The organism is Rhodococcus sp. LB1, from assembly GCF_001583455.1.
Classification (GTDB): Bacteria; Actinomycetota; Actinomycetes; order Mycobacteriales; family Mycobacteriaceae; genus Rhodococcus_F; species Rhodococcus_F opacus.
On the sequence record NZ_LTCZ01000156.1, the window covers coordinates 19938 to 46102 of the forward strand.

General features: G+C 66.0%; 20 protein-coding genes and 1 pseudogene. 15 read left to right on the forward strand and 6 right to left on the reverse strand.

Annotated elements, in window-relative coordinates:
* Positions 1-726 precede the first annotated feature (726 nt).
* From AZG88_RS21730 to AZG88_RS21740, 3 genes are all read right to left on the reverse strand, one after another.
* Entirely contained in the window at positions 727-2406 is a 1680-nt protein-coding gene (locus tag AZG88_RS21730) for a PucR family transcriptional regulator (protein ID WP_231914125.1), read from the reverse strand.
* A 91-nt stretch (positions 2407-2497) separates the two neighbouring features.
* Positions 2498-4000, reverse strand: coding sequence for an amidase (locus tag AZG88_RS21735; RefSeq protein ID WP_061698993.1), 1503 nt, complete (start codon positions 3998-4000; stop codon positions 2498-2500).
* 162 nt (positions 4001-4162) lie between these two features.
* Positions 4163-5272, reverse strand: coding sequence for a ring-opening amidohydrolase (locus AZG88_RS21740; protein ID WP_005243548.1), 1110 nt, complete (start codon positions 5270-5272; stop codon positions 4163-4165).
* Between the two features lie 789 nt (positions 5273-6061).
* On the opposite strand from AZG88_RS21740, the gene AZG88_RS21745 reads away from it, so the two are divergent.
* From AZG88_RS21745 to AZG88_RS21780, 8 genes are all read left to right on the forward strand, one after another.
* Positions 6062-6847: an SDR family NAD(P)-dependent oxidoreductase gene (locus AZG88_RS21745; protein WP_061040943.1), complete on the forward strand. Its 786-nt coding sequence runs from the start codon at positions 6062-6064 to the stop codon at positions 6845-6847.
* 302 nt (positions 6848-7149) lie between these two features.
* Positions 7150-7854: a FadR/GntR family transcriptional regulator gene (locus AZG88_RS21750; protein ID WP_231914126.1), complete on the forward strand. Its 705-nt coding sequence runs from the start codon at positions 7150-7152 to the stop codon at positions 7852-7854.
* Positions 7855-8067: 213 nt separating this feature from the next.
* A complete protein-coding gene (locus AZG88_RS21755; RefSeq protein WP_061040942.1) occupies positions 8068-9708 on the forward strand; it encodes a GMC family oxidoreductase in 1641 nt (546 codons plus the stop codon).
* Positions 9705-10130: a hypothetical protein gene (locus AZG88_RS21760; protein ID WP_061040941.1), complete on the forward strand. Its 426-nt coding sequence runs from the start codon at positions 9705-9707 to the stop codon at positions 10128-10130. Before AZG88_RS21755 ends, AZG88_RS21760 begins: the two co-directional genes overlap by 4 nt.
* Positions 10131-10174: 44 nt before the next feature.
* Positions 10175-11656, forward strand: coding sequence for an aldehyde dehydrogenase family protein (locus AZG88_RS21765; protein ID WP_082833419.1), 1482 nt, complete (start codon positions 10175-10177; stop codon positions 11654-11656).
* A 91-nt stretch (positions 11657-11747) separates the two neighbouring features.
* Positions 11748-13244 (forward strand): gamma-aminobutyraldehyde dehydrogenase, encoded by a 1497-nt coding sequence (locus AZG88_RS21770; protein WP_005243559.1) that lies wholly within the window; start codon positions 11748-11750, stop codon positions 13242-13244.
* A gap of 83 nt (positions 13245-13327) precedes the next feature.
* A complete protein-coding gene (locus tag AZG88_RS21775) occupies positions 13328-14374 on the forward strand; it encodes a proline racemase family protein (protein WP_061040940.1) in 1047 nt (348 codons plus the stop codon).
* Positions 14375-14616: 242 nt separating this feature from the next.
* On the forward strand, positions 14617-16152 hold the full coding sequence (locus AZG88_RS21780; RefSeq protein WP_061698995.1) for an APC family permease: 1536 nt from the start codon (positions 14617-14619) through the stop codon (positions 16150-16152).
* 359 nt (positions 16153-16511) lie between these two features.
* Here AZG88_RS21780 and AZG88_RS21785 read toward each other — a convergent pair whose 3' ends face one another.
* Positions 16512-17390 carry a dihydrodipicolinate synthase family protein gene (locus AZG88_RS21785; protein WP_061698997.1) on the reverse strand — a complete coding sequence of 293 codons (879 nt, stop codon included), beginning with the start codon at positions 17388-17390 and terminating at the stop codon, positions 16512-16514.
* A 298-nt stretch (positions 17391-17688) separates the two neighbouring features.
* On the opposite strand from AZG88_RS21785, the gene AZG88_RS21790 reads away from it, so the two are divergent.
* Both AZG88_RS21790 and AZG88_RS53900 read left to right on the forward strand, forming a co-directional pair.
* Positions 17689-18384 carry a response regulator transcription factor gene (locus tag AZG88_RS21790; protein WP_231914127.1) on the forward strand — a complete coding sequence of 232 codons (696 nt, stop codon included), beginning with the start codon at positions 17689-17691 and terminating at the stop codon, positions 18382-18384.
* A gap of 149 nt (positions 18385-18533) precedes the next feature.
* Positions 18534-18688: pseudogene (locus AZG88_RS53900) on the forward strand (acetyl-CoA C-acyltransferase); the annotation flags it as partial.
* Here the strand turns inward: AZG88_RS53900 and AZG88_RS50255 are convergent.
* On the reverse strand, positions 18688-19110 hold the full coding sequence (locus AZG88_RS50255) for an MmcQ/YjbR family DNA-binding protein (protein ID WP_005243574.1): 423 nt from the start codon (positions 19108-19110) through the stop codon (positions 18688-18690). The pseudogene AZG88_RS53900 and the gene AZG88_RS50255 sit on opposite strands and share 1 nt — an antisense overlap.
* A gap of 163 nt (positions 19111-19273) precedes the next feature.
* On the opposite strand from AZG88_RS50255, the gene AZG88_RS52740 reads away from it, so the two are divergent.
* Positions 19274-19756 carry a GntR family transcriptional regulator gene (locus AZG88_RS52740; RefSeq protein WP_197487895.1) on the forward strand — a complete coding sequence of 161 codons (483 nt, stop codon included), beginning with the start codon at positions 19274-19276 and terminating at the stop codon, positions 19754-19756.
* On the opposite strand, the gene AZG88_RS21800 is transcribed toward AZG88_RS52740, so the two are convergent.
* Positions 19744-20652, reverse strand: coding sequence for a hypothetical protein (locus AZG88_RS21800; protein ID WP_061040937.1), 909 nt, complete (start codon positions 20650-20652; stop codon positions 19744-19746). The genes AZG88_RS52740 and AZG88_RS21800 overlap by 13 nt on opposite strands.
* Before the next feature lie 377 nt (positions 20653-21029).
* On the opposite strand from AZG88_RS21800, the gene AZG88_RS21805 reads away from it, so the two are divergent.
* Genes AZG88_RS21805 through lpdA form a run of 4 tightly spaced genes read left to right on the forward strand, consistent with a single transcriptional unit; the run spans position 21030 to position 25998 of the window.
* On the forward strand, positions 21030-21995 hold the full coding sequence (locus tag AZG88_RS21805; RefSeq protein ID WP_025431990.1) for a thiamine pyrophosphate-dependent dehydrogenase E1 component subunit alpha: 966 nt from the start codon (positions 21030-21032) through the stop codon (positions 21993-21995).
* Positions 21996-22009: 14 nt separating this feature from the next.
* Entirely contained in the window at positions 22010-23041 is a 1032-nt protein-coding gene (locus tag AZG88_RS21810) for an alpha-ketoacid dehydrogenase subunit beta (protein WP_005243580.1), read from the forward strand.
* A 2-nt stretch (positions 23042-23043) separates the two neighbouring features.
* Positions 23044-24579: a 2-oxo acid dehydrogenase subunit E2 gene (locus AZG88_RS21815; protein ID WP_061699002.1), complete on the forward strand. Its 1536-nt coding sequence runs from the start codon at positions 23044-23046 to the stop codon at positions 24577-24579.
* Positions 24580-24588: 9 nt separating this feature from the next.
* Complete coding sequence (gene lpdA / locus AZG88_RS21820) at positions 24589-25998, forward strand: dihydrolipoyl dehydrogenase (RefSeq protein ID WP_005243582.1); 1410 nt, start codon at positions 24589-24591, stop codon at positions 25996-25998.
* Positions 25999-26165: the final 167 nt, after the last annotated feature.

Sequence of the window (26165 nt, forward strand, 5' to 3'; positions counted from 1 at the left end):
GCCACCCACCGACGTGACGGGTAGTCAAGGCGTCGTGGTTGCTCAGGCGCACGTGTCCTGACCTCCTTCCAGGAGTGTCGTTGTGCACACGCGCGGATATCGAGATTCCGGCAAGGGCACCGGGAGAGAAGAAGTGGCTCGCCGCCACGTCATATATCCGCGGGACTGCGTATGGGGTTACTCCCGCCAACTTCACCCACTCTTCCATTGATGCCCGGGCGCAACGCTGGTACTCCCCTACCAAAATTTGCCAACTAATTGAGCAAACATCGCCGATGCCTTCATGCGCGGGGCAGATGTTTTCGCGGCATGCGAGCGTTGATTGCCCCAGTCGCGCATGTCCCTCAGGTGAGGGTGAGGTTGCCGTAGGGGATGGCCGGCCCGCGCCACGGCTTTTGTCGTTCCCGAAGGGCCGCTCAACGACATTGCGGCCCTTGCACTTCTCCTCTTCGAGGCAAACAGGCAGACTATCACCGCCGCCCTTGCGGGCGCGTGTGCGCTTCCGGTCGTCCGCTTCGGCGATGACCGCCTCGATCCCCGCGGGCGCAGGTGGGTGCGGATCGCTTTCGGCGAAGACGCTCGTCACCCAGCACCGCTGGGACGAGTCCGAGCAGCTCGGATTCGTGATCGTTTATGACACAACATATTCTGCTGCTGTCGTTCGGACCCTTGATGCGTACCTCGCGAACCGGAGCGAGCGTTCTCGACACGGCCACCGCTGATCGGCTACAAACCCTCCATCTCCACGACCCGCAATGCAAGCGCCACATCCAAGCGCAGAATCGGATCCGTCGTGAAAGGGCCGACGATGCTCTCCAACTTACCGATCCGGTAACGCAACGTGTTGTAGTGGAAATGCAGGACGCGTGCAGTCTCGGCGACGTTGCAGTTGGTGTCCAGGAGTACCTGGAGTGTCTGCCGGAGATCGATCGCCTCGTCGGCGTCGCCGGCCAGCGAACCGAGGACCTCACTGGCGAAGGCTTGGAGTTCAGCGCTGTCGTCGACCAGGGAGAGCAGTCTGTGCACGCCCAGGCCGTCGAAGTGGGCGACAGCACCGTTCCCGCGCATGCGCCGCCCCACCGTCACCGCCTTCCGCGCCTGGTCGTACGCCTGCGGGATGTCGGCCACCGAGTCGATGACGCGACTGACTCCGGTGCAGAACGAATGCCGGCCGCCTCCACGGTCCCCGGTGACAGCCGCGATCAATTCCTCGATCACAGTTTTGGTGTCACTGCCGCCCACCGGCATCAACGCCACCACTTCATGACTGAAGCCAACTACCGGTGCGAACCGATCCCGGCGACGGACCACCTGCTGCCAGGCAGCGGTGAGCCGCTGCTGCGGCATTCGCCCGGCAACCGGCGGGGGTGTCGTCCGGCCGGCCGTCGCCGGATCGGCGTCCGGGTCGAGCTCGGCGACGACGACCACCATGCTGCGGTTCACGTCCCATTCGAGCTGCGCGCAATGTTCCGTGATCTGGGCGGCCGTCCCTGCCGTGCCGTTGAGAACATCGCGCAGGAAGTCGCCGCGAAATTTGGATTCGACGGCCGACACCGCGAGCTGCTTGGTGACCGCCAACGCGACAACGGTTGCGGCGCGCTCGAGCGCTTGCACGGTGACCGGGCCCAGTCCGCCATCTGCCACGAAGGCGACGATGAGGCCGTGGTCGGTGCCGCCGGCGACAACCGGCGCGACGGCGATCTGACCTGCCTCGGTGCCCGGTGCCGGCTGCAGGCCGTGGTGTAGGCGCTCGGTACGAAGCCGGCCGGACGGGTCGAACAGCGGCAACCCGTGCAGCGCCTGCAGGTTGGGAGTCGCACCCGCTGTCGCCTGCACTCGCCCGTCGGGCGTGCAGATGAGGACCGCGGCGTCGAACAGCGCCGCGACCTCGTCCGCAATCTGCGGCAGATCCCCGCCCTCGAGGACGATCTTGGTCAAGGCACGGTGCATGCGGTCCGCAACGTCCAGTGCCCACGCCTGACGATCGACGAGGTGGGTAAACACCTCGGACATCACCTCGTCGAATCCAATCTCCCGCGGGATGAGGAACAGCGGAAACCCGAGACGGTCGGACGCCTCGAGCATCGCGGCGGGAAGCTCGTCGAGGTACCGGCCCTCCTTCACACCGAGTGCGGCCGCGCCGCGCTGGGCGAGACCTTCGATGAGCTCGACCAGCGCGGCGGGGTCGAACGGCTGGCCCGAATCGGCATGCCGCAGCGGGAATCCGGTGGTGATCAACAGTTCGTTCGGCTTGACCCACGGCAGTATGTCCGGCACCTCGATGACGTTGACCCGCAGGACGATCTGCTCCAGGCCGCCAGCCCCCGCGATCAGCTTCGAGCCGGTCAGGCTAGGCAGGGTCAGCAGCTCTCGAACCGTCAACTCGTAGCCGACCAGTGTTGGCAAATCATGTGCCTGTGGCCGCTCTCCGTTGGCAACATCTTCCATATACCAACCGTACCTGGGCGACGATACAGCGCCGCGTCACCAGCACGGCTCAGCCCGGGAGGAGCGCGGGCGGAAGCACACGCTCCACCCACTTCGTTGCCTGCTCGTACGCGTGGGCGAGTTGGAGAACGGCCCGGTCTGCGCCGTGTCGTCCGATGATCTGTATTCCCATGGGAAGCCCGCGGCCATCGAAACCGACCGGCATCGCAGCAACCGGAAGACTCGCCATCGTCCACGGTGCGACGGTCTCCATCCACCGGTGATAGGTATCCATCGGCCGGCCCGCGATCGTCGTGGGCCAGTGTGTGGCCTTGTCGAACGGAAACACCTGCGCACTGGGCGCGAGGATGTAGTCATAGGTGTCGAACATCTTCGTGACGGCCGCCTGCCAGTCGTTGCGTGCCGCCGCAGCCCTGGTGACGTCGAGCGCGGAGAGAGCGATTCCGTGCTCCATCTCCCACACGAACTCGGGCTTCATCTGCGCGCGTGTCTGCGGGTCGTTGTAGAGGTCGACCAAGCCGAGTTGCGCCCACCAGCGCCACCTCAGAAACAGCTGCCAAATGTCCTCGGGCTTGTAGTCGGGGAGCGCCGCCTCGACGCGGCAACCGATGTTCCCGAACGCCTCGAATGCGGACTCGCACAGTTCGAGGACTCCGGGTTCCGTCGCCAGGTACCCGCCCCAGTCCCCTACCCATGCGATCCGCGTCCCGCTGAAGTCACGTTCGAGGCTCCGGGTGAATACCTCGGGGTCCTCGTCGATGCCCAGCGGGGCATTGGCATCGGGACCCGCCATCGTGGACAGCAGGTGCGTCACATCAGCCACCGACCGTCCCATTGGACCGACAACTGCGCCCTGCGCGATGAATCCGGCCTCGGGGATGCGGCCCCACGACGGGCGAAAGCCCACAACGTTGTTGAAGGCCGGCGGATTGCGCAGGGACCCCATGTAGTCGCTGCCGTCGGCAACCGGGACCATCCGCAACGCCAGGGCCGCAGCAGCGCCGCCGCTGCTTCCACCGGCGGTGCGGGAGGTGTCGTACGGTGTCGCCGTCGTGCCCCAGACCGGGTTGTAGGTTTGGGATCCGAGTCCGAACTCGGGGGTGTTGGTCTTGCCGATGATGATGGCACCGGCTGCCCTGATCCGGGTGACGAACAGTTCGTCCGCGTCGGCGATCCGGTCGGCAAAGATGGGTGATCCGGAGGTGAACGGTAGGCCCTTGACCGCGGAGAGGTCCTTGACGGCGTGCGGGAAGCCGTGCATCCAGCCGAGGTAGTGCCCGTCGGCCAGTTGGCGGTCCCGCTCGTGCGCCTCGGCCAGCAACTGGTCCCGGTCACGCAGGGCGACGATGGCGTTGACACTGCGATTGTGCAGTTCGATGTGGTCGAGATAGGCGGTCATGACGTCGATGCACGACACCTGGCGGCTCTTGATCGCACTACTGAGCGTCAACGCGTCACACATGACGAGCTCTCCGTATTCGCGCGGCTGGCCCGAGGGTCCCGTGCGAGGGCCGGAATCGCCGACGGTGACGGGGTCGATGACGTGTGACATGGGTGAACCTCTCCACGTTTCAAAAACGAATACCGGCGAACCGCCGACGTGCATGGACTCCGACCGCAACATCGTTCACAATCGGCGGTCGGTGTGGTCGAGGTCGCGCCGCGGCCCGGTTACCGGGCCGCGACACAACCTCACTCACGGTGTGAGCACGAACTATTGGCCGAGGTCGACGATGGCGGCCACGGGGCCGCCGCCCTCCGGACCCTGGTGTGCTGCCGACACCGACACGAACACCGCCGGATCCCCCGTCACCGACGACGCGACACCGCCCACGCAGGACTTGATCTGGCGGTGCCAGTGCACGTCCGAGTCATCGAGCATCGCGTTGCGGCGGCCACGAACCGTCCCGTCCTGGCTCGCTTCACACTTGAGGAAGACGTTGACGAGCCGGCCGTCCAGGTCGCTCGTGCGGGGCCGCTCGGGCAGCTCGAGTCCGGCGTCACGGATCGCCGCCCAGATGCCGTCCTGGTCGAGCGGGTCCTTCATCACGCTGTGCCCGATCCGGTATCGACCGCCGACGCCACGCGCATTGCCGACGACGACGACCTGGGCCCTGTCCAACTCGACACCCGACGAACAGGATGCCACCGACGAGAAGAGGTCCCGGCGGTGCATGACATCGGCATCGCTGGGCATGTCGACCTCGCCGAGCGCGACGGCAATCCCCAGTGCCGTAACACCGTTGGACAGGTCCATCGACTCGTGGGTGTGCTCGGTCCACACCGTCTCGCCGCGGCTCTTGGCGTCGCGGATGGTGTGGATCGTCAGCAACGGCGTCTTCGTCTGCACGTAGTGCACGTCGGCCGGGTCGCTGATGCCGGCATTGGCCATCGCCATCTTCACCGCCGCGGCCACCTTCGTGATCATCGGCGTGCGACCGATGTCCTCGGGCAGCAGCTGCTCACTCATCGCGACACCGACGGTCAGCCGCGGCTCGTCGGTCTTCGCCGCCTTCCCGGCTGGCACAGTCGCGAAGATCGTTGCGTGCGGGCTGATCACACCGTCGGTCCCGCCGGACCACACAATGGGCACCTCGGCCACCTCGTCGGCGCTGCGGCGGCCCTTCGCCGAGAGGACCTCACGAAAGGCTCGGTCCGCGATGATGCGCGTGTAGTCGTTGACGCCGCCGTTGCCTTCGGTCTTGCCGATGACAGCGACGACACGGTCCGCTTCGAGCACGCCGTCGTCGATGAGCTTGGCCAGCTCGCTGGCGTCGGACACGCTGTGCAGCGGAACCTTGCGGACCTCGATTGCGTCGGGCATTGACATCTCCTCTATGTGGGCTTGCGGGGTAGGAAAATCAGACGGTGACGATCGTTCGGCTGGCATCGGCGCGTCCACGGTGAACACGGTGCGGGATGTCGCGACCACCCCGCCCCATCTCAACGAATCGGCATGCGGGTCGTGACCTCGGCGAGCACCGCCAGAAGCCACCACCTACTGGGCGGATCACCGGGAACCCGATCAGAACTCTCACGCCGCCCACGCTATGAGGGCGACCACCTTTGGGCACTGGCAATATTTGCCCAAACCAGAGCTACAATTGGGCAGATCTGACTCGCCGCCGCCGCGCGGCGCGACGGCATCCCCGTCTCGCTGACCAGGTATGCCGGCGTCTTCCACGGCTTCGTCACCGAGATCGGCGCGTTCGCGCAGACGAAACAGGCGATCGACGAGGTGTGCATACACCTGCGCGAGACCGCGCGGGAATAGCTCCGCACCCGCGGTTCCGCCGAATTCAAGTCGCCCCTATCGACGCCCACGGAGGACGCGACCAACTCCGTGTCACTCGTGGTTCGGCTTCGAATCTTCGCAGGGAAGAGTGTGAGCACTTCTCCAAACGGAAGATGAGCGGGAGATAAGTAGGCTGCGCAAACCAGGGCCTCGGGTCACTTGCCACGGTAGGTTTTCGGAAATCGAACCAGCTTCCCGCCCGGTCGGCGAATCCTTGACCGAGACATTCGTGGAACCCGACGAGTGCCCGGTCGCGACGCGCCGGATCGGTTATCCCGCAACGGTTCTTCCGCGCGATCCCATACCTCGAGGAAACACATGCTCTCTTGCACAGCTAAATCCGGACTCGTCACCGGCGCCTCCGGTGGTCTCGGCCGAGCAACGGTTCTGGCGCTGGCCGCCCACGGCGCCAATGTCGTCGCCCTGAGCCGCAACGCCGACAAATTGCAGGAAACCGCACAGATGGCCCACGACCTGCCTGGGACCGTTTTTGCGGTACAGGCCGATGTCACCGACGAACGGAGCGTGGTCGACGCCCTCACGCGGGTCGAGACCAGCTTCGGAACACTCGACTTCGTGGTCAACAATGCTGGGCGTCAGATCGAACGGAACTTTCTGGAGACGACCAACGAGGACTGGGACACTATCGATCTGACCAACGTGCGCGGCCCCTTCTGGGTATGCAAACACGCCGCAGCGGCGATGCTGCGACACGGCCGCGGAGGGAGCATCGTCAACATCGCCTCCGTCCTGTCGGTGAGCGCCGACCCCATGCTGACCGCGTACACCGCCAGCAAGCACGCGGTCCTCGGACTTACTCGGAGCATCGCCGTCACGCGCGAATTGGCGCGCGCCGGGATTCGCGCGAACGCGGTGCTTCCCGGCGACATGAACACCCCGATGGTCCAGCAGTACTTCGCCGCCCACGCCGACCCCGAGCTGGCACGGCAGGAAATTTCCTCCGCCTATCCGATGGAGCGCATCGCCGAACCCGCGGAAGTCGCCAATGTGGTGCGGTTCCTCGTGTCGGACGACGCGTCGTTCGTCAACGGCGCGGCCATCGTCGTCGACGGCGGACTCGGCGCGGCCCTGTACACGAACTGACGTCGCGGCAGACACACGAAGACACCGCCGCGTACTTGTCGCTGAGGAGCCGACGACGTTCCTCGGCATCCATCCTCGAGGTCGACACCACACTCCGCTCTCCATTAGTGGACAGTGGGGCAGATGCACCGGGTAGTGCCGCGAGACCGCGCCAAACAAATCTGCGTCTCCAGCGGACACAACGACTAGCCATATTTGGCAGATGCCTTACCGTATAATGGTGTCGCGGACGGCGACGTACGAGGAGGGCAATCGTGAGGGACTTCAGGCCGGTACGGAGCCGTAGCGCGGGCGGTGACGTCATGCATCAGATCATCGACCGCATCAAGTCTGGTGAGCTGCGCGAAGGCGATGTTCTGCCCGGGGAGCGGGCGCTCGCCGCACAGATGGACGTCTCGCGTCCGACGGTCAGTAGCGCGATCTCCAAGCTGGTCGAGGCGGGCATCCTCAGGAGCCGCCCGGGCCGGCACGGCAATCCCGAGGTGATCTCGATCTGGATTCCCGAGGGCCTCGAGAATTTGCCGGAGGCCGACCCGCTCCAGGCGGACGAGATCTTTCGCATTCTGGAGGCGCGCAAGACCCTCGAGCCGCGCGTGGCGCAGCTGGCCGCCGTGCGTGCCACGGACGAGCACTACCAGCTGATGCAGCATTCGATCGATCTGCTGCGCGCCCACAAGGACCACCTCAGCCGGGCCGCTCAGGCCGAGCTGCTGTTTCACCGGACCATCTGGCGCGCTGCGGGCAACCCGTCCCTCGAGGCGATGATGAAGGGACTGGAGAAGGAGCTCGCGCCCGTCCACGACATGATGCTGCGCACCCCGGAAGACTACGAATGCGGGGTGGAGTTGCACGAAGCGACGCTGGCGGCCCTCAAGCGGGGCGACCCGGTCGAGATCGAGCAGGAGATGTACCGGCATCTCGGCCACTTCGAGAGCATCGTCGCGGACGTTCTCCAGCGCACACCGCATCGGCAACTGCCGGCCTTCCTCACCGCGGGAGTCCCCTGACCCGTGCCCTTCCCTTCCCCCTGAGGCGGATGATCTGACGATCATCCGCCTCGGCTGTATTTACCTTGCCAAAAATGGCCAAGTTAATTATCCTCTTGGGTGTGATCGGCGTCTCGGCGCCGCGTGAGTGAACAGACGAGTGAATGCGCGACCCGCGGTTGCCGTCTCGCTCCGGTACGACCCAAGGCCGTGAGGCCGGGAGGAGATATCCCGATGACAATCGGCGATGGGACACCTACACCTTCGGATCGGGCGGACGTCCTGATCATCGGCGCCGGCCCCTCCGGGGGTGTCGTGGCCGAGCACATGGCCCGGCACGGGTTCTCGGTGGTCTGCCTGGAGCAGGGCCGCTGGATCAACAACAGTGAGTTCCCTGGCGACAAACCGGAATTCGAACTGCTCTCGCAGAAGCAGTGGTACCCCGAGCCGAACGTGCGCGGCACCGCAACCGACTATCCGACCAACGTGTCCGAGTCGGACGTCTCCCCGGTGATGTTCGCGGGCGTCGGGGGCAGCACGCTGATCTACAGCGCGCACTGGATGCGACTGCTGCCCTCGGACTTTCGGATCAAGACCCTCAACGGTGTCGCCGACGACTGGCCGATCACGTACGAGGACCTCGCCCCGTACTACGACCGGATGGACGCCGCCGTCGGCCTCGCCGGGCTCGAAGGCGACCCGATGTACCCCGACGGCATGGTGCCTCCGCTGCCCCCGCACCCGATCGGCCGGATCGGGCGGATCGCGGCCCGCGGAATGAACAAGCTGGGCTGGCACTGGTGGCCCTCCCCCAACGCGATTGCCTCCCAGAAGCATGGTGAGTTCGCGCGATGTGCCCGGTGGGGCACCTGCGAGAGCGGTTGTCCGGAAGGGGCGAAGTCATCCTTCGACCTCACCCATTGGCCGACCGCCATCCGGCACGGCGCCCGGCTGATCACCGGCGCCCGGGTCAGCACGATCACCGTCGACGCCAAGGGCCGCGCAGACGGCGCCGTCTACGTCGACGCCGCCGGACACGAACACCGGCAGAAGGCCCGGTTGGTCGTCGTGGCCGCGAACGGCATCGGCACCCCACGCCTGCTGCTGCTCTCCGCGCACGGCGGCGCCCCGAACGGGCTGGCGAACTCGTCCGGTCTGGTCGGCAAGCGGCTGATGCTGCACCCGAACGCCGAGGTCACCGGCATCTACGACGAGCCGCTCGACAGCTGGCTGGGGCCGGCCGGGCAGGCCATTCACTCCCTCGAATTCTACGAGACCGACCCCTCCCGCGGCTTCGTCGGCGGCGCGAAATGGCAGGTGATGCCCATCGGTGGGCCGCTGCGCGCGCTGTCGCTACACGATCGGCGCCCGTTCGCCGAAAAGTGGGGGCCTGCCGTGCACGATCGCATGGACGAAACGCTGGGCCGCGGCCTGCAGTGGGGCATCAACTCGCAGGACATGCCGGAGGAGACCAACCACGTCGATCTCGACCCGACGCTCACCGACTCGAACGGAATCCCGGCTCCGCGCGTCCGCTACCGGTTGTCGGAGAACACGAAGAAGCTCCTGCAGTTCAACCTCGAACGCGCCGTCGAGGCGCACGAGGCCGCCGGAGCGGTGCACACGGTGGCGACCGACCTGTGGCCGGAGCAGCCCGGACACCTGCTGGGCACCGCCACGATGGGCACCGACCCCGCCACGTCGGTGGTCAACGAGTGGAACATCGCGCACGACGTGCCGAACCTGGCGATCGTCGACGGCAGCGTCATGCCCACCTCGGGTGCGGTCAACCCGACCGCGACCATCACGGCACTGGCGCTGCGTGCCGCCGAACACCTCACGAACAACGCACGCTGGCAGGAGATTTCCGAATGACCCACCTGAGCGAGCAGGAACGGCAGACGCTCTGGCACATCGCCGACGTCCTCATTCCCGCCACGACGACCCGGCCCAGCCTCCGCGACGCCGACCCCGAGGGCATCTGGCTCGAGCGAGCTCTCACGGCACGCGTGGACCTGGTCGGTGCGCTGCAGGCGGAGCTGGCACTGCTGGCGACGGCCTCAGACCTCGAACCGGCAATCGTCGACCTGCACGAGAGCGACCGGGCGCGGTTCGACGTGGTGGCCACCGCGGTCAGTGGCGCCTACTACCTCGTCCCCGAGGTACGTGGCCTGATCGGTTACCCCGGTCAGCATCGCAACCCGCCCCGACTCGAGGAAGCCGCCGAGGAACTCTCCGACGAGATCTTCGAGGCAGCGATGAACTATCCCGGCTCCTACCGGCCGACACCTCGATAGCCCCCGTCACCCATCACACCTGCCTCACAGCAAAGGACTCCACCATGACCCTCTCCACGATCGGATCCGACCAGCGTTCGGTTCTCCACAAGCTCGCGGGACGAGTGGCCGGCAACTTCGTCAACGGCCGCTGGACCCCGTCGAACTCGCCGGAGACCATCACGGTGCTCGACCCGTCCACCGGCCGCGAGATCGGAACGGTCCCGGCTTCCTCCGCTGCCGACGTCGACGCAGCGGTGGCCGCCGCCCGCGCCGCGCAGCCCGGATGGGCGGCCCTCACCCCCGCCGCGCGCTCGAAATTCCTGCTCGACATCGCCACCCTGACCGAGGAGCTTCTCGAGGAGATCTCGGTCATCGAGGCCGTGGATGCGGGCAAGCCGATCACCGCGGTCCGGGACGAGGAACTGCCCGGAGTGATCGACGCGATGCGGTTCTTCGCCGGCGCCGCCCGCACCCTGCCGGCCCCCTCCAGCGGCGACTACCTCGAGGGCGTCTCCTCGATCATGCGCCGCGAACCGATCGGCGTCGCTGCAGGCATCACGCCGTGGAACTACCCGCTGCTGCAGGCGGTCGCGAAGGTGTTCCCCGCGCTGGCCACCGGCAACACCTACGTCCTCAAGCCCGCCGAGACCACTCCGTACTCGACGGCGTGGCTCGCCGAGATCATCGCCCGGGTCCTCCCGGACGGAGTGTTCAACGTCGTTTTCGGCACCGGCGCCGTCGCCGGTGACGCACTGGCCCGGCACCCGAAGGTCGACGTGGTCTCCTTCACCGGCTCCATCGACACCGGCCGCAAGGTCGGCATCGCGGCCGCCGACGGCATCAAAAAGGCCATCATGGAGCTCGGCGGCAACTCCCCGGTCATCGTGTTCGGCGACGCCGACCTCGAATCCGCGCTCGATGCGATCGCGACCGGTGGGCTGTACAACACCGGTCAGGAGTGCATGTCCGCAAGCCGGGTCATCGTGCACGCGCCCCTGCTGGACGCGTTCGTCGACGGACTGAAGGAGCGGTGCAGCCGGGAGAAACTCGGTGACGTCCTCGACCCCACCACCACGGTGGGACCGATGAATTCGGCTCTGCAGCGTGACCGGGTGCTCGCCAAGATCAACGGCCGCAGCACCGGCGCCCGCGTGGTGTCCGGCGGCGAGAGCTGCGAGGGTGACGGGTTCTTCTTCCCGCCGACGATCGTCGTCGGAGTCGCCGACGACGAAGAACTGGTCCAGGAGGAGATCTTCGGGCCGGTGTTCACCGTGCAGACCTTCGAGACCGAAGAGCAGGCGATCGCGCTGGCCAACGGCACCCGGTACGGGCTGGCGTCGTCGTTGTTCACCAGCAACGTCGGTACCGCCACCCGCGTCCAGAACGCCTTGAACTTCGGCACCGTGTGGGTCAACAACCACCTGGTCTTCGCCGCGGACCTGCCCGTCAGCGGATTCGGGGCCTCGGGCATCGGCACCGAGAACGCCGAGTCCGGACTGCTCGAATACACCCGCCTCAAGCACGTCATGGTGGACAACCGCTAACCGGCCCGCCGCGACCTCGACCCCACCAACCCTCCCCTGTCCGGGCAGCGTCACTCCGCCCGGACAGGTCGGAAGAAACGAAGGAATCACTGTGGCGCAACATATTTGGGACCGCCCCGCGCAGTACATCGGGGGCCGTTACCGAGACGGAAAATCCGCCGACACGTTCGACGTGCTCGACCCGTCCACCGGTCGGACCGTCGTCACCGGCCCCCTGGCGTCGACCGAGGACGTCGACGACGCCGTCACCGCGGCCACCGGCGCCCTACCGGAATGGGCCGGCGCCACCCCGGCCCACCGCTCCGAGGTGATGACCCGGTGGGCCAGGGAACTGGAGACGATCGCCGATCAGCTCGCGACCGTCGAGTCGGCCCAGGCAGGTAAGCCGATCAAGTTGACCACCGAGTTCGACGTGCCGGGCAGCATCGACAACGTCGCATTCTTCGCCGGCGCGGCGCGCAACCTCGAAGGCAAGGCCTCGGGCGAGTACTCGGGCGATCACACCTCGAGCATCCGCCGCGAACCGATCGGTGTCGTCGGGTCGATCGCCCCGTGGAACTACCCGCTGCAGATGGCCGCGTGGAAGATCCTGCCCGCAGTGGCCGCCGGCAACACGATCGTGCTCAAACCCGCCGAGATCACCCCGCTGACCTCGTTGCTGTTCGCCGAGGCCGCCACCCGCGCCGGGATCCCGGACGGGGTGATCAACGTGATCACCGGAAGGGGCACCAGCGCGGGCAACGCACTGGTGACCCACCGGGACGTCAGCATGGTCTCGTTCACCGGATCCACACCGGTCGGACACAGCATCGCCGCCGCGGCAGCCGGCAAGCGGCTGCACCTGGAACTGGGCGGTAAGGCCCCGTTCGTCGTCTTCGACGACGCGGACCTCGACGCCGCCGTTCAGGGGGCGGTCGCCGCGTCGCTGATCAACACCGGCCAGGACTGCACCGCAGCGACCCGCGCCTACGTGCAGCGCCCGCTGTTCGATCGGTTCGTCGACGGTGTCGCTGCCGTGATGGACACCGTCCGGCTCGGTCCCACCACCGACCCGTCCACCGATCAGGGGCCGCTGGTCTCGCGCCGTCAGCAGGGGCACGTCGCCGGGTTCGTCGACCGCGCCCGCGCCGGTGGGGCCACGATCGTGCGGGGCGGGAGCATCCCGGGCGGCGACCTCGCCGACGGCTTCTACTACGAGCCCACCCTGGTCGTCGGTGCCACCCAGGACAGCGAGATCGTGCAGCAGGAGATCTTCGGCCCGGTCCTGGTCGTGCTCCCCTTCGACAGTGACGACGAGGGCATCGCTCTAGCCAACGACACCCCGTTCGGTCTCGCGGCGTCGGCGTGGACCCGGGACTTGTACCGGGCGCAACGCGCCACTCGCGATATCGCCGCCGGGTGCGTGTGGGTCAACGACCACATCCCGATCATCAGCGAGATGCCACACGGCGGATACAAGCAGTCCGGCTACGGCAAGGACATGTCGACCTACTCGCTCGACGAGTACACCAACGTCAAGCATGTGATGTCGGATATCACCGGCGTCGCCCACAAGGACTGGCACCGGACGATCTTCGGTGACCGGTAAGTCCGTCTGCCCACCGGACCCTGCGGGTACCCCGAAAGACAACCTCAGCGCGCATCGGTAGCGCCGAAAGAAGAGAGCGAACAATGCGATTCAGCCGCGTACTCAATGTGGTCAACTGCCACGCAGAAGGCGAGGTCGGCAACGTCATCGTCGGGGGCATCGGCGACGTTCCCGGCCAGACGATGTTCGACAAGCGCGTCTACCTCGAGGAGAACCTCGATCAGATCCGCCAGCTGATCCTGTTCGAGCCGCGCGGTGCCGCAGTGCAGAACGCCAACATCATCCTGCCGTCCAACCACCCCGACGCCCCGCTGGGCTACGTCATCCTCGAGTCGACGGAGTACCCGGCGATGTCGGGATCGAACACCATGTGCGTGGCGACCGTGCTGCTCGAGACGGGGATGCTGCCGATGTCCGAGCCGGTCACCGAAGTGGTCCTCGAGTCCCCGGCCGGCCTGATCAAGGTGCAGTGCGAGTGTAAGGACGGCAAGGTCGAAAACGTTCGGCTGACCAACCAGCCGGCCTTCGTCTACCACACCCAGGTGCCGCTGGAGGTCCCGGATCTGGGCAAGCTCACAGTCGACATCGCCTACGGCGGAATGACCTACGTCGTCGTCGACGCCGCCGAAGCAGGTTTCGACCTCGAGCCCTCCGAAGCCCGCGCCCTCTGCGAACTCGGCCAGCGCATCAAGCAGGCCGGCGCCGAACAGTACGAGGTCAAGCACCCCGAGAACCCGGAGATCCCCGGCATCACCCAGACGGTCTTCACCGGGCCGCTGTCCCGGCAGGCCGACGAGAACGGCGAGTATCTGACGTCGAAGAACGCCGTGGTCGTCTCCCCCGGCCGGATCGACCGGTCCCCGTGCGGCACCGGCACCTCGGCACGAGTGGCGGTCCTGCACGCCCGCGGCGAACTCGCCGTCGGCGAGCGATTCGTCCACGAATCACTGATCGGCACCAAATTCGACTCCCGCGTGGAGTCCGTGACCACCATCGGCGGGTACGACGCGGTCATCCCCAGCGTCGCCGGACGGGCCTGGATCACCGGAACCACCCAGCTCGGGCTCGACCCCAGCGATCCCTTCCCGAACGGCTACACCCTGGGCGACACCTGGCTCACCGCGCTCTGAACAAACACACACGGAAGACCGAACCAGCCTGCACGGCCCCGTATTTCGGGGGCGTGCAGACTCGTGTTATCGCAGTCCCAGTACTGCCACACAACATTTACCGGATAGCATTGCCAAAAATGGCCAGTTGAATTAACCTTAATGGCACAGTGACATGCATCACTGAGAGGTCGAGTTGAAGTCGATCCGCACACTGCGTCGATCTTCGATTCACTCGGTCAGTCCCCATCCCCGGAGGAAACATGCTAGAGACGCGCGATACGGGTAACAGCCGCGAAGTCGCCCCCCATGGAGATGACGAGCATCTCCGCGCCCTCGGTTACGAACCGAAATTCGAGCGCAAGATGAACCTGTGGGCGAACTTCGCCCTCGGCTTCATCTACCTGTCCCCGATGGTCGGCGTGGTCTCCATCTTCGCGCTGGGAATCTCCACTGCCGGACCCCCAGCGATCTTCTGGATCTTCATCGTCGGCTTCGGACAGCTGCTGGTCGCCCTGGTCTTCGGTGAGATCGTCTCCCAGTTCCCGCTCGCGGGCGGCCTGTATCAATGGGCGCGCCGGCTCTGGAACGGCCAGTACGCCTGGCTGATGTCGTGGGTCTACATCTGTGCCATCACCATCGGCATCACCACCACTGCCATGTTCAGCTCCGACTTCATCGCAAGTTTGCTGTTCGGCACCGCGGACGAGCCGTCGGTCTCGGCCACCGGGCTGCAGAAACTCGTCATCACCCTGTCGGTGCTGACCGTCTGCCTGCTGTTCAACCTCACCGGCACCAAGACCCTCGCCCGGATCTCCGTCGTCGGCCTGACCGCAGAACTCATCGGCGTCGTCGCGATCGGCCTGTATCTGCTGATCTTCGAGCGCAAGCAGCCCTTCTCGGTCTTCTTCGACACCATGGGCGCCGGAGGCGGGCAGAGTTACATCTATGCCTTCATCGGAGCATCACTGGTGGGCCTGTACATGTTCTACGGCTTCGAGGCCTGCGGCGAGGTCGCCGAGGAAACCCCCAATCCGGCCCGCGCCATTCCTCGGGCGATGGCATTGACGGTCCTCGTCGGCGGCGGTGCCGCCCTGCTCGCCTTCTCCGGATTCGTCCTCGCCTGCCCGGATCTGGCCGCCGTCGTGGCCGGGGAGGACGCCAACCCCATCCCGACGATCCTGCAGGGCAGCCTCGGCACGGTCGGTTCCAAGGCGTTCCTCATCATTGCACTGACCTCCTTCCTGGCCGGTGTCATGGGCCAGCAGACGGCCGTCAGCCGGCTGGTGTACTCGTTCGCCCGCGACGACATGTTCCCCGGCAGCCACTTCTTCGCCCGCACCTCCTCGAGCCACATCCCGGTCAACGCACTGCTCGGTATCAACGTCGCGCCGGTGCTGCTCACGGTCTTCGTCTACTTCTTCCCCGACTCGCTGTTCCGGATCGCCGCGTTCCAGGTCATCGCCGCCTACTTTGCCTTCCAGATGGTGGTCCTGGCCGCGCTGCGGATGCGGTTCAAGGGCTGGAAGCCGGGCGGACCGTGGACCCTGGGCAAACTGGGCGTCGCCGTCAACATCGCTGCCCTGGTCTACGGCATCATCGCCATGATCATCCTGGCCCGGCCCAGCGGCGACGAGAGCCTCCCGTTCGTCGACCGCTGGATCGCGCTGATCGGGTTCTCCATTATCACCGTCGCCGGGTTCCTCTACCTGGTGATCGCGAAGCCGGGCGCCGACTCCACCGCACCCGAAGGTGACGCCATCGAGGTCGCCGAACGGCTCCGCGCCGGTCGCGCATGAGACCAGACGGCGACGGTCACTAGGCCGAAATCCGCACGGCGGGGGACGAAGTCACGACTTCGTCCCCCGCCGTTCGTCGTGCGTCGGAGCGGACCGACGCCGCCGCCCGCGCCGAGGCACCATGACGGTACGCACTCGGCTCACTGCGCGACATGACATGGCAAGGGCGAGACCGACTCGTGGACAGAGCACTCCAGGTCGTCCTCGACGCGATCGAGAACACACCACGGTCGATCATCTCCCGATCGGTGTGGCCGATTCAGATTCCCGCACAGCAAGAAACCCCGCCCACAACGATGATCGCCGGCCCCATGTCGGGGCCGGCGATCATAGATGCCGACGGGGCGGGATGTCCCCGCTTACAGTGCCGCGAGGGCCTTTTCGAGCTCGCGAAGGCGAGGACCGGTCAGGGCGGCACCGGGTGCCCGCTGCGGCCCGGCGGGGTGACCGACCAGTTCCATGCCGGCCTTGACGGCCGCGGTGTATCCACCGCTGACGAGGGTGCTCATCACCGGGAACAGCGTGGCCCACAGCTTACGAGCCAGCGCGAGGTCGCTCGCCTGGATGGCGTCGTACACGGCGATCAGCTGACGCGGCACCACGTTCGCCGCACCGATGACCGAACCGGCGGCACCCTCGAGCAGGGCGGCATAGAAGAGGGTGTCCCAACCCACGAACACCGAGACCCTGTCCCCGAACTCATGGATGAGCTGCGCCGCGGCGGTGAAGTCACCGCTGGTGTCCTTGACGTATTTGACGTTGGGAACCTCGTCGATCAGTTCACCGAGGATCTGCGGGGTCAGGTTCACCCCGGTCGCGGCCGGCAGGTTGTAGGCCATCACGGGGATCGACACCGATCCGGCGACGTCCTTGTAGTAGCTCTTGACCTCTTCGATGCTGAACGGCTCGTAGTACGGCGCCACCAGCATCAGCGCGGTCGCACCCGCCTTCTCCGCGTGCTGGGACAGAGCGATCGCCTCGGCGGTGCTGGTCGCACCGGTGTGCGGCACCACCGGCACCCGCCCTGCGGTCTGCTCGAGCACCACCTCCAGCGCGCACTCGCGTTCGCCGCGGCTCAGGGCGAAGAACTCACCCGTCGAGCCCAGCGGAACGAGCCCGTGAATCCCAGATTCGATGGTGCGGTCGACCAACCGGCGCAGACCGGCCTCATCGAGATGCTGATCCTGGGTGAACGGAGTGGCGACCGCCGAGTAGACGCCCTCGAGATCTTCTGACATGGATACCTCCTGGGGAACAAGTGACCCATTAATGGTAAATGAGCCTTGCCAATAACGGCAAGCATGGGATGTAATTGGGGTCACGATGAAGCCGGGCAGCGTGCCCGACGGACTGGAACGTCCCCAGGGCGCCACCGCCGCCCCCGAGCAATCCGGAGTTCGCAGATGAACGTGACCGCAGGTGAACTTGCCCCGCCCTCCTGGGCCGTGCTGTGCCGAGACCTTCTTCGCGAGATCTGTTGCAGCATGCCGATGCAGCTGTCATCTCCGTTGGTACTTCCGGAAGAGGATCGGATCCGTGACTTGCCTCGCGTCAGATGAGCTCACACAACCCTCGGTACTGCTGGTGGGCGTCGGGTCGCCGAACCTGCTGAGCAAGCTCGGATCCCACGGCCTTCGGGTGTCCTGCACCGACCTCCGCGACCTGACTCCGAGCAGACTCGACGCACTGCGCCCCGATTTGATCGCCTACTTTCAACGAGAGGGGGTCGAGATCGTGTCCACGGTTCAACGGCAGCGACTCGACGGAGTCGCTGCCGGAATTTGTGTCATCAGCAGCACCGCGTCCAGCGCCGACCGCATCGCCATCCTCGATGCCGGCGCCGACGACCACGTGGTGATGCCCTGCACCGTGCCCGAACTCGCAGCGCGGTTCCGCGCCGTTCTTCGCCGTGTGCGCTGGGCACCGGTCGAGGACCTCGCCTTCCCCGCGTTGACCATCAGCCTTACCGGGAGAACCGTTCACTCCAACGGCCAATGGGTCGACGTGAGCCGACAGGAATTCAATGTTCTGGTCGTCCTTGCCAAGGAGGTCGGGCGCGTCGTTTCCCGCGAAGATCTCCTCCGCACCATCTGGGCGCTGCCGGTGTCGATGGCGGCACGGTCGAACGTGCTGAACGTGTGTATCAGTTCGCTGCGAGGCAAGCTGGAAGCCACGGGCGCTCGACGAATGATCCACACCGTACGGGGGATCGGTTACGTCTTTCGGGCGTGACAGGGGCGATCCCGGCACGAGGTCCGGGCGGTCGGGCAGTCAGGTTGCGGCGCGACGCTAGGCCACTAGCGCGACCAGCTCTCTGCCGGGACTTGCCCCTGCGGGGCACTTGGCGGCTCGATCGCCGCGGCACCGGCGGCCCGGTGTGCGATGTGATGGTGCTGAACGAGGCGTTCGCGTCGAAGGCGGTCGCGGTGATCCGGGACGCGAATCCGAACCCGGAGAAGACCAACCCCAACCCTACGGTGGTGGGATCGCGCTGGGTCACCCGGTCCGGGCGACCGGGGCGATCTTGAGCCTGCGCTACGAACGACGGTGCGCGGCGAGCCACGCCGAAGCCCTGGCCGGAGATGCCCGACAGAGCCAAGCATCCTGAACCACCTCAGTCAGCTCCTGCAGCGTCAGATCACCAATTCGACTTGCCCGCAGTAGCACCGACGGATGTCCGTCGAAATGCGGAGTGGTAAAGAACGGCGACGCCGGGTCTTGAACCATTGCTTGCTTGTCGGACTCGGAGGGCACCCAGAACACGATCACATCCGTATATCGTTCACCGGTACGAGGATCGAAGGCATCGGGGCGAGGCGTTCGGAAGAACACAAACGATTTGCCGCCGACCTGATAGACAGGATTGCCCCGCGGCCCACATTCGACCTTGACGTGGGGCATACCCAAGGCCAACTCATGCACATCGTCCACCCGTGCGCGGCGCGGATCTGCCCTCATCGCAACATCATAGAACGGGACCCGCAGGTTCGTGCGAGTCACGTGGGAACTATGCGGAACGAGGGCATTCGGACTCGTGGCTCGCGCAACTGAACTCGATCACCGAAGTCCTCGACCCTCGGCAATCGCCGGGACTGCGCGATCTCGCACACGAGGTGCGCCGGTGGGCGGAGTAACCGATCACACCGTTTTCGTGGGTGCTTTCCAGCCGGGGCAGCGCATCGCGGAAAAGCCTCTCGCCACCCGGCTCGGTGTCTCCCGCGGACCGATCAGGGACGCCCTGGACGACGTCGTCCGGAATGTCGCGCATGCGCGACATTCCCGGCACGGGCGACGCCGACATCCGGTGGCAGGACGCCCTCGCTGCCGCAGCCGACATGCCGAGAATCGAGAAGATGTTTTCCGACTGTCGCTGCAGTTGCGGATGTTCGTCTCGATTCTCGGTCTGGAATACGCGTACTCGGTCGATGAGATCGTCGCCGACGACACCGCGATATTCCATGCTCTCGAGGCCCACGAGTCCGAAGAGGTGACGCTGCTCTGGCGCCGCAAAATCGACAACGCCGTGACCTACATGGTCGAACAACTCGGCCATCTCGACGTCAATGCATCTCGCCGGGCTCCGGAATCGAGTCACTGGAAGTAGGACGCATAGTCGCTGAAAGGAATCTGACCGGTGGGGCTCGAGTGTATTGCGTCGGCGACCGGCGGCGGAATGGGAGTCCAGTGGGCAGGCATCGCGGCCGCCAGGGAAGGATTCAGTATGTAGAGCAGGGCAAAGTTCACTATCCAGAGCGGCGGCGCCATCGACATGCCTACCTCCGAACTCACACCCCCCTTGGTGTTCGTCACCAGTTGAGCTGCGCCCGAAATCTGTTGCGCTGCGAAGCCGTAGACCGCTTGCACGGTGTACGCCGACCGGTAGAGAGCTATCAGGGTTCGTGTCGCATCATTGTTCCTCAACCAGGTACCCACGAACCCGCCGGGAGCGATCAATGAGTTCACCTGCCTCGTCGGGGCGTCCGCGTTGGCCGGACTCTCCAACAGTCCGCTCGTGTTCACGTAGAGCCCGTAGCCGGCCAGAACCGACGGTGTGAGGTGTCCATCGACGTTGGAATACAGCGGACGGCCGTTCGTGTTGGTGAGGATCTGGGCGCATGCATCGATCACCTCGGCAGCTTCGCGGCTGCCGCCGACTCCGCCGCCGGTGATGAGGTCGCGATACTGCTGTTCGGATAAAGCGTCAGCCCTGGTGAGCCCCACCTGGCCGGCAATCTCGTCCGCCGCTTGCTGACCGAGTGGCTGGTTGAGCTGCCCCGGACTGGTCACTTGCGTCGGAGCCAGGCTCTCATAGCCGGGTGCCCCGGCGAAGGGGATCGCGAACCCGGTGTCGACGGTGGCCGCTGCCGGGTCTGCGCTGGCTGTCTGGGTGATTGTCGGGGAGAGAACGCACACACCCACCAGTGCCAGTACCCAGATGGTCCTGCGATGGGAGGTTGCTCCGCGTCGGTGGCCCGGACCCGTTAACCCTGTGCCGCGCATACGTCAACCTCCCAGAACACCATCGGGCGAGCCCACACGAGCTTGCGTTCCAGTCAAACGCCGTGATCAATGCTGTGTCAATCCCTTCCGACTACGAGTCCTTCACCTCGGTCTCGGTGACCCCGAGTGCCGCCATCACGGGCGGCCGTCACGTTCGGAATATTGACCCTGACGAGCTTTCGATGAACCTCGTCCGCGTCGTTGTTTCGCATCCCTCGATCGAACCATTGCAATCGGCTGCAACGTTTATTGCGCACGTCATATCTCCCTACATTCATGTCCCGGGTTACACGAGGCACGAACCGTTCCGACGCCGCAGTGCGATCGGAGACGGGCCCCGACGTGGCCGGCGACAACGGAGAAACCAAGGGAGTGCAATGGCGCTGAACAAGAACTCGCTACTGAGCGCGTATCGGAGGATGTCCGAGATCCGCGCGTTCGAAGACCGTCTCCACGAAGAGAACGCCACCGGCGACATCCCCGGCTTCATTCACCTGTACTCCGGTCAGGAAGCCATTGCCGTCGGCGTGTGCGAGAACCTGCAGGACACCGATTACATCGGGTCCACCCACCGCGGCCACGGGCACTGCATCGCCAAGGGTTGCGACCTCCACGGGATGATGGCGGAGATCTTCGGCAAGGACGACGGCCTCTGCCACGGCAAGGGCGGTTCCATGCACATCGCCGACCTGTCCGTGGGCATGCTGGGCGCGAACGCCATCGTCGGCGGGGCACCCTCCCTGGCCATCGGTGCGGCGCTCAGTGCGAAGACATTGCGAAACGGCGGCGTCGCGGCCTCGTTCACCGGCGACGGCGGCTCCAACCAGGGGACAGTCTTCGAGGCCATGAACATGGCTGTCGTACTCGACCTTCCCATCATCTTCGTCACCGAGAACAACGGATTCGGCGAGGCCACCGGACGGGACTACGCCGTCGGCGCACCCAGCATCGCCTCCCGCGCGGCATCCTTCGGGATGCCCGCCGTCACCGTCGACGGAACCGACTTCTTCGCCGTGCACGAGGCGACCCGTGAGGCTGTCGAGCGTGCCCGGATGGGAGGCGGTCCCACCTCGATCGAGGCGATCGCGTACCGCTGGCACGGACACTTCGAAGGTGACGCGCAGCTGTACCGCACCGCGGAGCAGGTCGCGGAACTGCGCAAGACGAAAGACCCGCTGCTGAACTTCCGCAACCACCCGGACAGCAAGAAGGTGTCGGCGAAGGAACTCGATGCGATCGATTCCGACGCACGAGCCCGCGTGGACGACGCCGTCGCGAAGGCGCGGCAAGCCGAATATCCGCCGTTGGCAAACCTTCTGACCGACGTCTACGTGTCGTACTGAGAGTGAGAACAGAGATGACAACGTCGAAGACGACGTACCGCGAAGCAATCAAGGCCGCGCTCGCCCAGGAGATGGAACGCGATGCGACGGTAGTGCAGATCGGTGAGGATCTGCGTGGTGGCCAGGCGGGGACCAACCCGGAACTCGAGTCCGGGAAGCTCGAGGCGTTCGGTGGTGTGCTGGGTGTGACCAAGGGCTTGTGGACCGAATTCGGTTCCGACCGGGTCATCGACACCCCGATCACCGAGTCCGCGATCATCGGCATGGCGGCCGGCGCCGCGTTGACCGGGCTGCGTCCGGTCGCCGAACTGATGTTCATGGACTTCTTCGGAGTCTGCTACGACGCCCTGTACAACCAGGCCGCGAAATTCCGCTACATGTTCGGCGGGAAGGCGCGCACCCCACTTGTGGTGCGCGGCATGATCGGCGCCGGATTCTCGGCGGCGGCGCAGCATTCGCAGTCCCCGTACAACGTGTTCGCCGCGGTCCCCGGCCTCAAGGTGGTGGCCCCGTCCAACGCGTACGACGCCAAAGGCCTTCTCATCCAATCTATTCGCGATGACGACCCGGTGGTCTTCTGCGAGCACAAGACACTGTACGACCTCAAGGGGGAGGTGCCCGACGAGCCGTACACCATCCCGTTCGGCGTAGCCAACTACACCCGGGAAGGCACGGACGTCACAATCATCGCGCTCTCGGCCATGGTGAATGCCGCCAACACGGCCGCCGACAAACTTGCCACGGAAGGCATCTCCGTCGAAGTGGTCGACCCGCGGACCGTCTCACCCCTCGACGAGGAGGGCATCCTCGAATCCGTCGCGTCCACCGGGCGGGTGGTGATCGTCGACGAGTCCGCGGCACGCTGCGGATTCGGCCACGACGTCGCAGCGCTGATCGCCACCAAGGCGTTCGGTTCGCTGAAGGCACCGATCGAACTGGTCACCCCACCGCACACCCCGGTGCCGTTCTCCCCCGTGCTCGAACAGGCATGGCTTCCCAACGCGGCACGCATCGAGGCCGCGGTACGCAAGGTGGTGACCGCCTGACCATGAGTGACATCAAACTGATCGAAGTTCCCAAATGGGGCCTGTCCATGGACGAGGGCACCGTCACCGAGTGGTTGATCGACGAAGGAACCCCCTTTTCGAAGGGCGATCTGATCTGCGAGATCGAGACCAGCAAGATCACCAACGAGTTGGAGGCGCCGTTCGACGGAGCGCTTCGTCGCATCGTCGCCAGGCCGGGTGCCACGTTGCCGGTGGGTGCGGTTCTGGCCGTGTCGGCTGACGCGGCCGTTTCCGACGCCGAGATCGAGGAATTCCTGACCGGCATCGGAGCGGATTCCGTCCCCGCATCCGAGCCCGAGCGGTCGCCGGGTGGACAACCCACCCCCGCGGAACCGCGCGTGACACCCACCCCGTCAGCGCCGGCGGCACAGGAGTCGGCGAGGACTCCCGGCACAACCACCGTCCCGGATTCACTACGGGGACAGACGATGGGTGACGTGTTCGCGACACCACACTCCCGCCGATTGGCAGACGAATTGTCGATCGACCTGCGCCGTGTGGCCGGGACCGGTCGCGAAGGCCGGATCTCCGTCGCGGATGTCCACGACGCGATTCGTTCGGCAGGTGGAACCGTCGCGGAAGCACCGTCTCCGACCCGATCGAGTGTGCCCGGACGCACCTCCGACGACGACAGCGGAGTCGATGCGACGCCGGTGGCGCGTCGACTGGCGAAATCCCTCGGCATCAATCTGCACGATTGCCGGGCCACCGGTTCGCGGGGACGCGTCTGCGAGGCGGATGTCCGGGAGGCCGAACGGACGTTTCGGCTCGTTCCCGATCCGATGGCGGCGTCCACGGGCGGCGCGGACACCCCGCAGCACACGGCACCCGAGTTCGAGACGATCCCGTTCAACTCGATGCGCAAGGCGATCGGTCAGCGTCTGCAGGAATCGAAGCGCAACGCCCCGCACTTCCGGCTCACCGTGGACCTCGAGATCGACAATCTCCTCGCACTCCGCAAGGAGATCAACGCGACAGTGCCCTCGGTCAAGCTGTCGGTCAACGACTTCGTCGTCAAGGCCTGCGCGGCGGCGCTGCGCAAGGTCCCCGATGTCAACGTCCAGTTCGACGAAGCGGCACAGGCGGTGCTGAGATTCTCCGCCGCCGACATCTCGGTGGCCGTCGCCCTGCCGTCGGGTCTGATCACGCCCATCGTTCGGGGGGCGGAGAGCAAGAGCCTCGCCGAGGTCTCCGGTGAGGTCCACGCACTGGTGACGAAGGCCAAGACCGGCAAGCTGACCCCCGCGGAGTTCCAGGGCGGCACGTTCACCATCTCGAACCTCGGCATGTTCGGCGTGCGCGAATTCGACGCGATCATCAACCCACCACAGGGCGCAATCCTCGCCGTCGGGGCGGGGCAGCAACGGCCGGTCGTCGTGGACGGCCGGGTGGAAGTCCGCACGGTGCTGACCGTGACGCTCTCCTGCGACCACCGGGTGATCGACGGCGCCCTCGGCGCGACGTTCCTGCAGGAACTGCGGCGCTTCATCGAATCACCCGCGTTGATGCTGGTCTAGGGGGTATAGATGACTGACAAATACGACGTTCTGGTGATCGGAAGCGGCCCCGGCGGCTACGTCGCCGCCATCCGCGCCGCTCAGCACGGACTCCGCACCGCGGTGATCGAACGGGACAGGCTCGGCGGTATCTGCCTCAACTGGGGTTGCATTCCCACCAAGGCACTCCTGCACGGTGCCGACGTTGCCCACACGCTGGCGAATCTGCGTCCCCTCGGATTCTCCACCAGCGGTGTGGAATTCGACATGGCACAGCTGGTCGAGTTCAGCCGTGGGGTGTCGGGCCGGTTGTCCGACGGCATCGGATATCTGATGAAGAAGAACGGTATCGACGTGATCACCGGCACCGCACGCCTGACCGGAAAGGGCGTCGTGGGGGTTCGGGAGACCGCGGACTCGGGTTCGCCGCTCACCGAGTACCGGGCCGACCACATCGTCCTGGCCACGGGTGCGCGCCCACGGTCGGTGCCCGGGGTGACACCGGACGGCGATCGGGTCTGGACCTACTTCGACGCACTGGTTCCCCAGGACCTACCGAAGTCGTTGCTGGTCATCGGCTCCGGTGCCATCGGCGTCGAGTTCGCCAGCCTCTACCACGATCTGGGCAGCGAGGTCACGCTCGTAGAGCTGGCACCGCAGATCATGCCAGTCGAGGATGCCGCGGTGGCCGGCCACGTGCGCCGGCAGTTCGAGAAGCGCGGGATCGAGATCCACACCGGCGCCTCGGTATCCGAACTCACGGTCGGCGCGGACTCCGTCGCTGTGACGGTGAGATCGGCGGACGGAACCCTCGAACAGCGTGTCGTGGAGCGGGTTCTCGTCGCAGCCGGCATCCAGGGCAACGTCGAGGATGTGGGACTCGAGGACCTCGGCGTCGAGGTCGACGGTGGCTTCGTCACCACCGACCAGTGGTGCCGCACGACCGCATTCGGGGTCTACGCTATCGGCGACGTCGCAGGCGCCCCGTGCCTCGCCCACAAGGCCGGCCACGAAGGCGTGCTGTGTGTCGACAAGCTGGCGGGCGTCGCGCACGTGACCCCGCTGGACAAGGACTATGTCCCCGGGTGCACGTACGCCCGGCCCCAGGTCGCCAGCCTCGGCCTCACCGAGGACCAGGCGCGGGCGACCGGTCGTTCCCTGCAGATCGGGCAGTTCGATCTGCAGGCCTCCGGCAAGGCGCTCGCCATCGGTGAAGGGGACGGGTTCGTCAAGACCATCTTCGACGCCGACAGCGGGGAGCTACTTGGCGCCCACATGGTCGGTCCCGATGTCACCGAGCAGATCCAGGGCTTCGGCATCGCCCGATCCCTGGAGGCCACCGGCGACGATCTCGCGGAAGTGATCTTCGCGCACCCGACGCTGTCCGAGGCCATGCACGAATCTGTCCTGGCCGCGCTGGGTCGCCCGATCAACATGTAGCACTCCCGCCGAGCCGTGGTCGCCCTCCGGCACCACGGTTCGGCGGAACCACCCCCCAGGAATCGACACGTGACTGCCACACCAGGAACATCGTCCGACGCCGCGCAGGCCCCGCCCGGCCGCAAGCTGCTTCGACTGGAGATCCGGAATGCGGAGACTCCGATCGA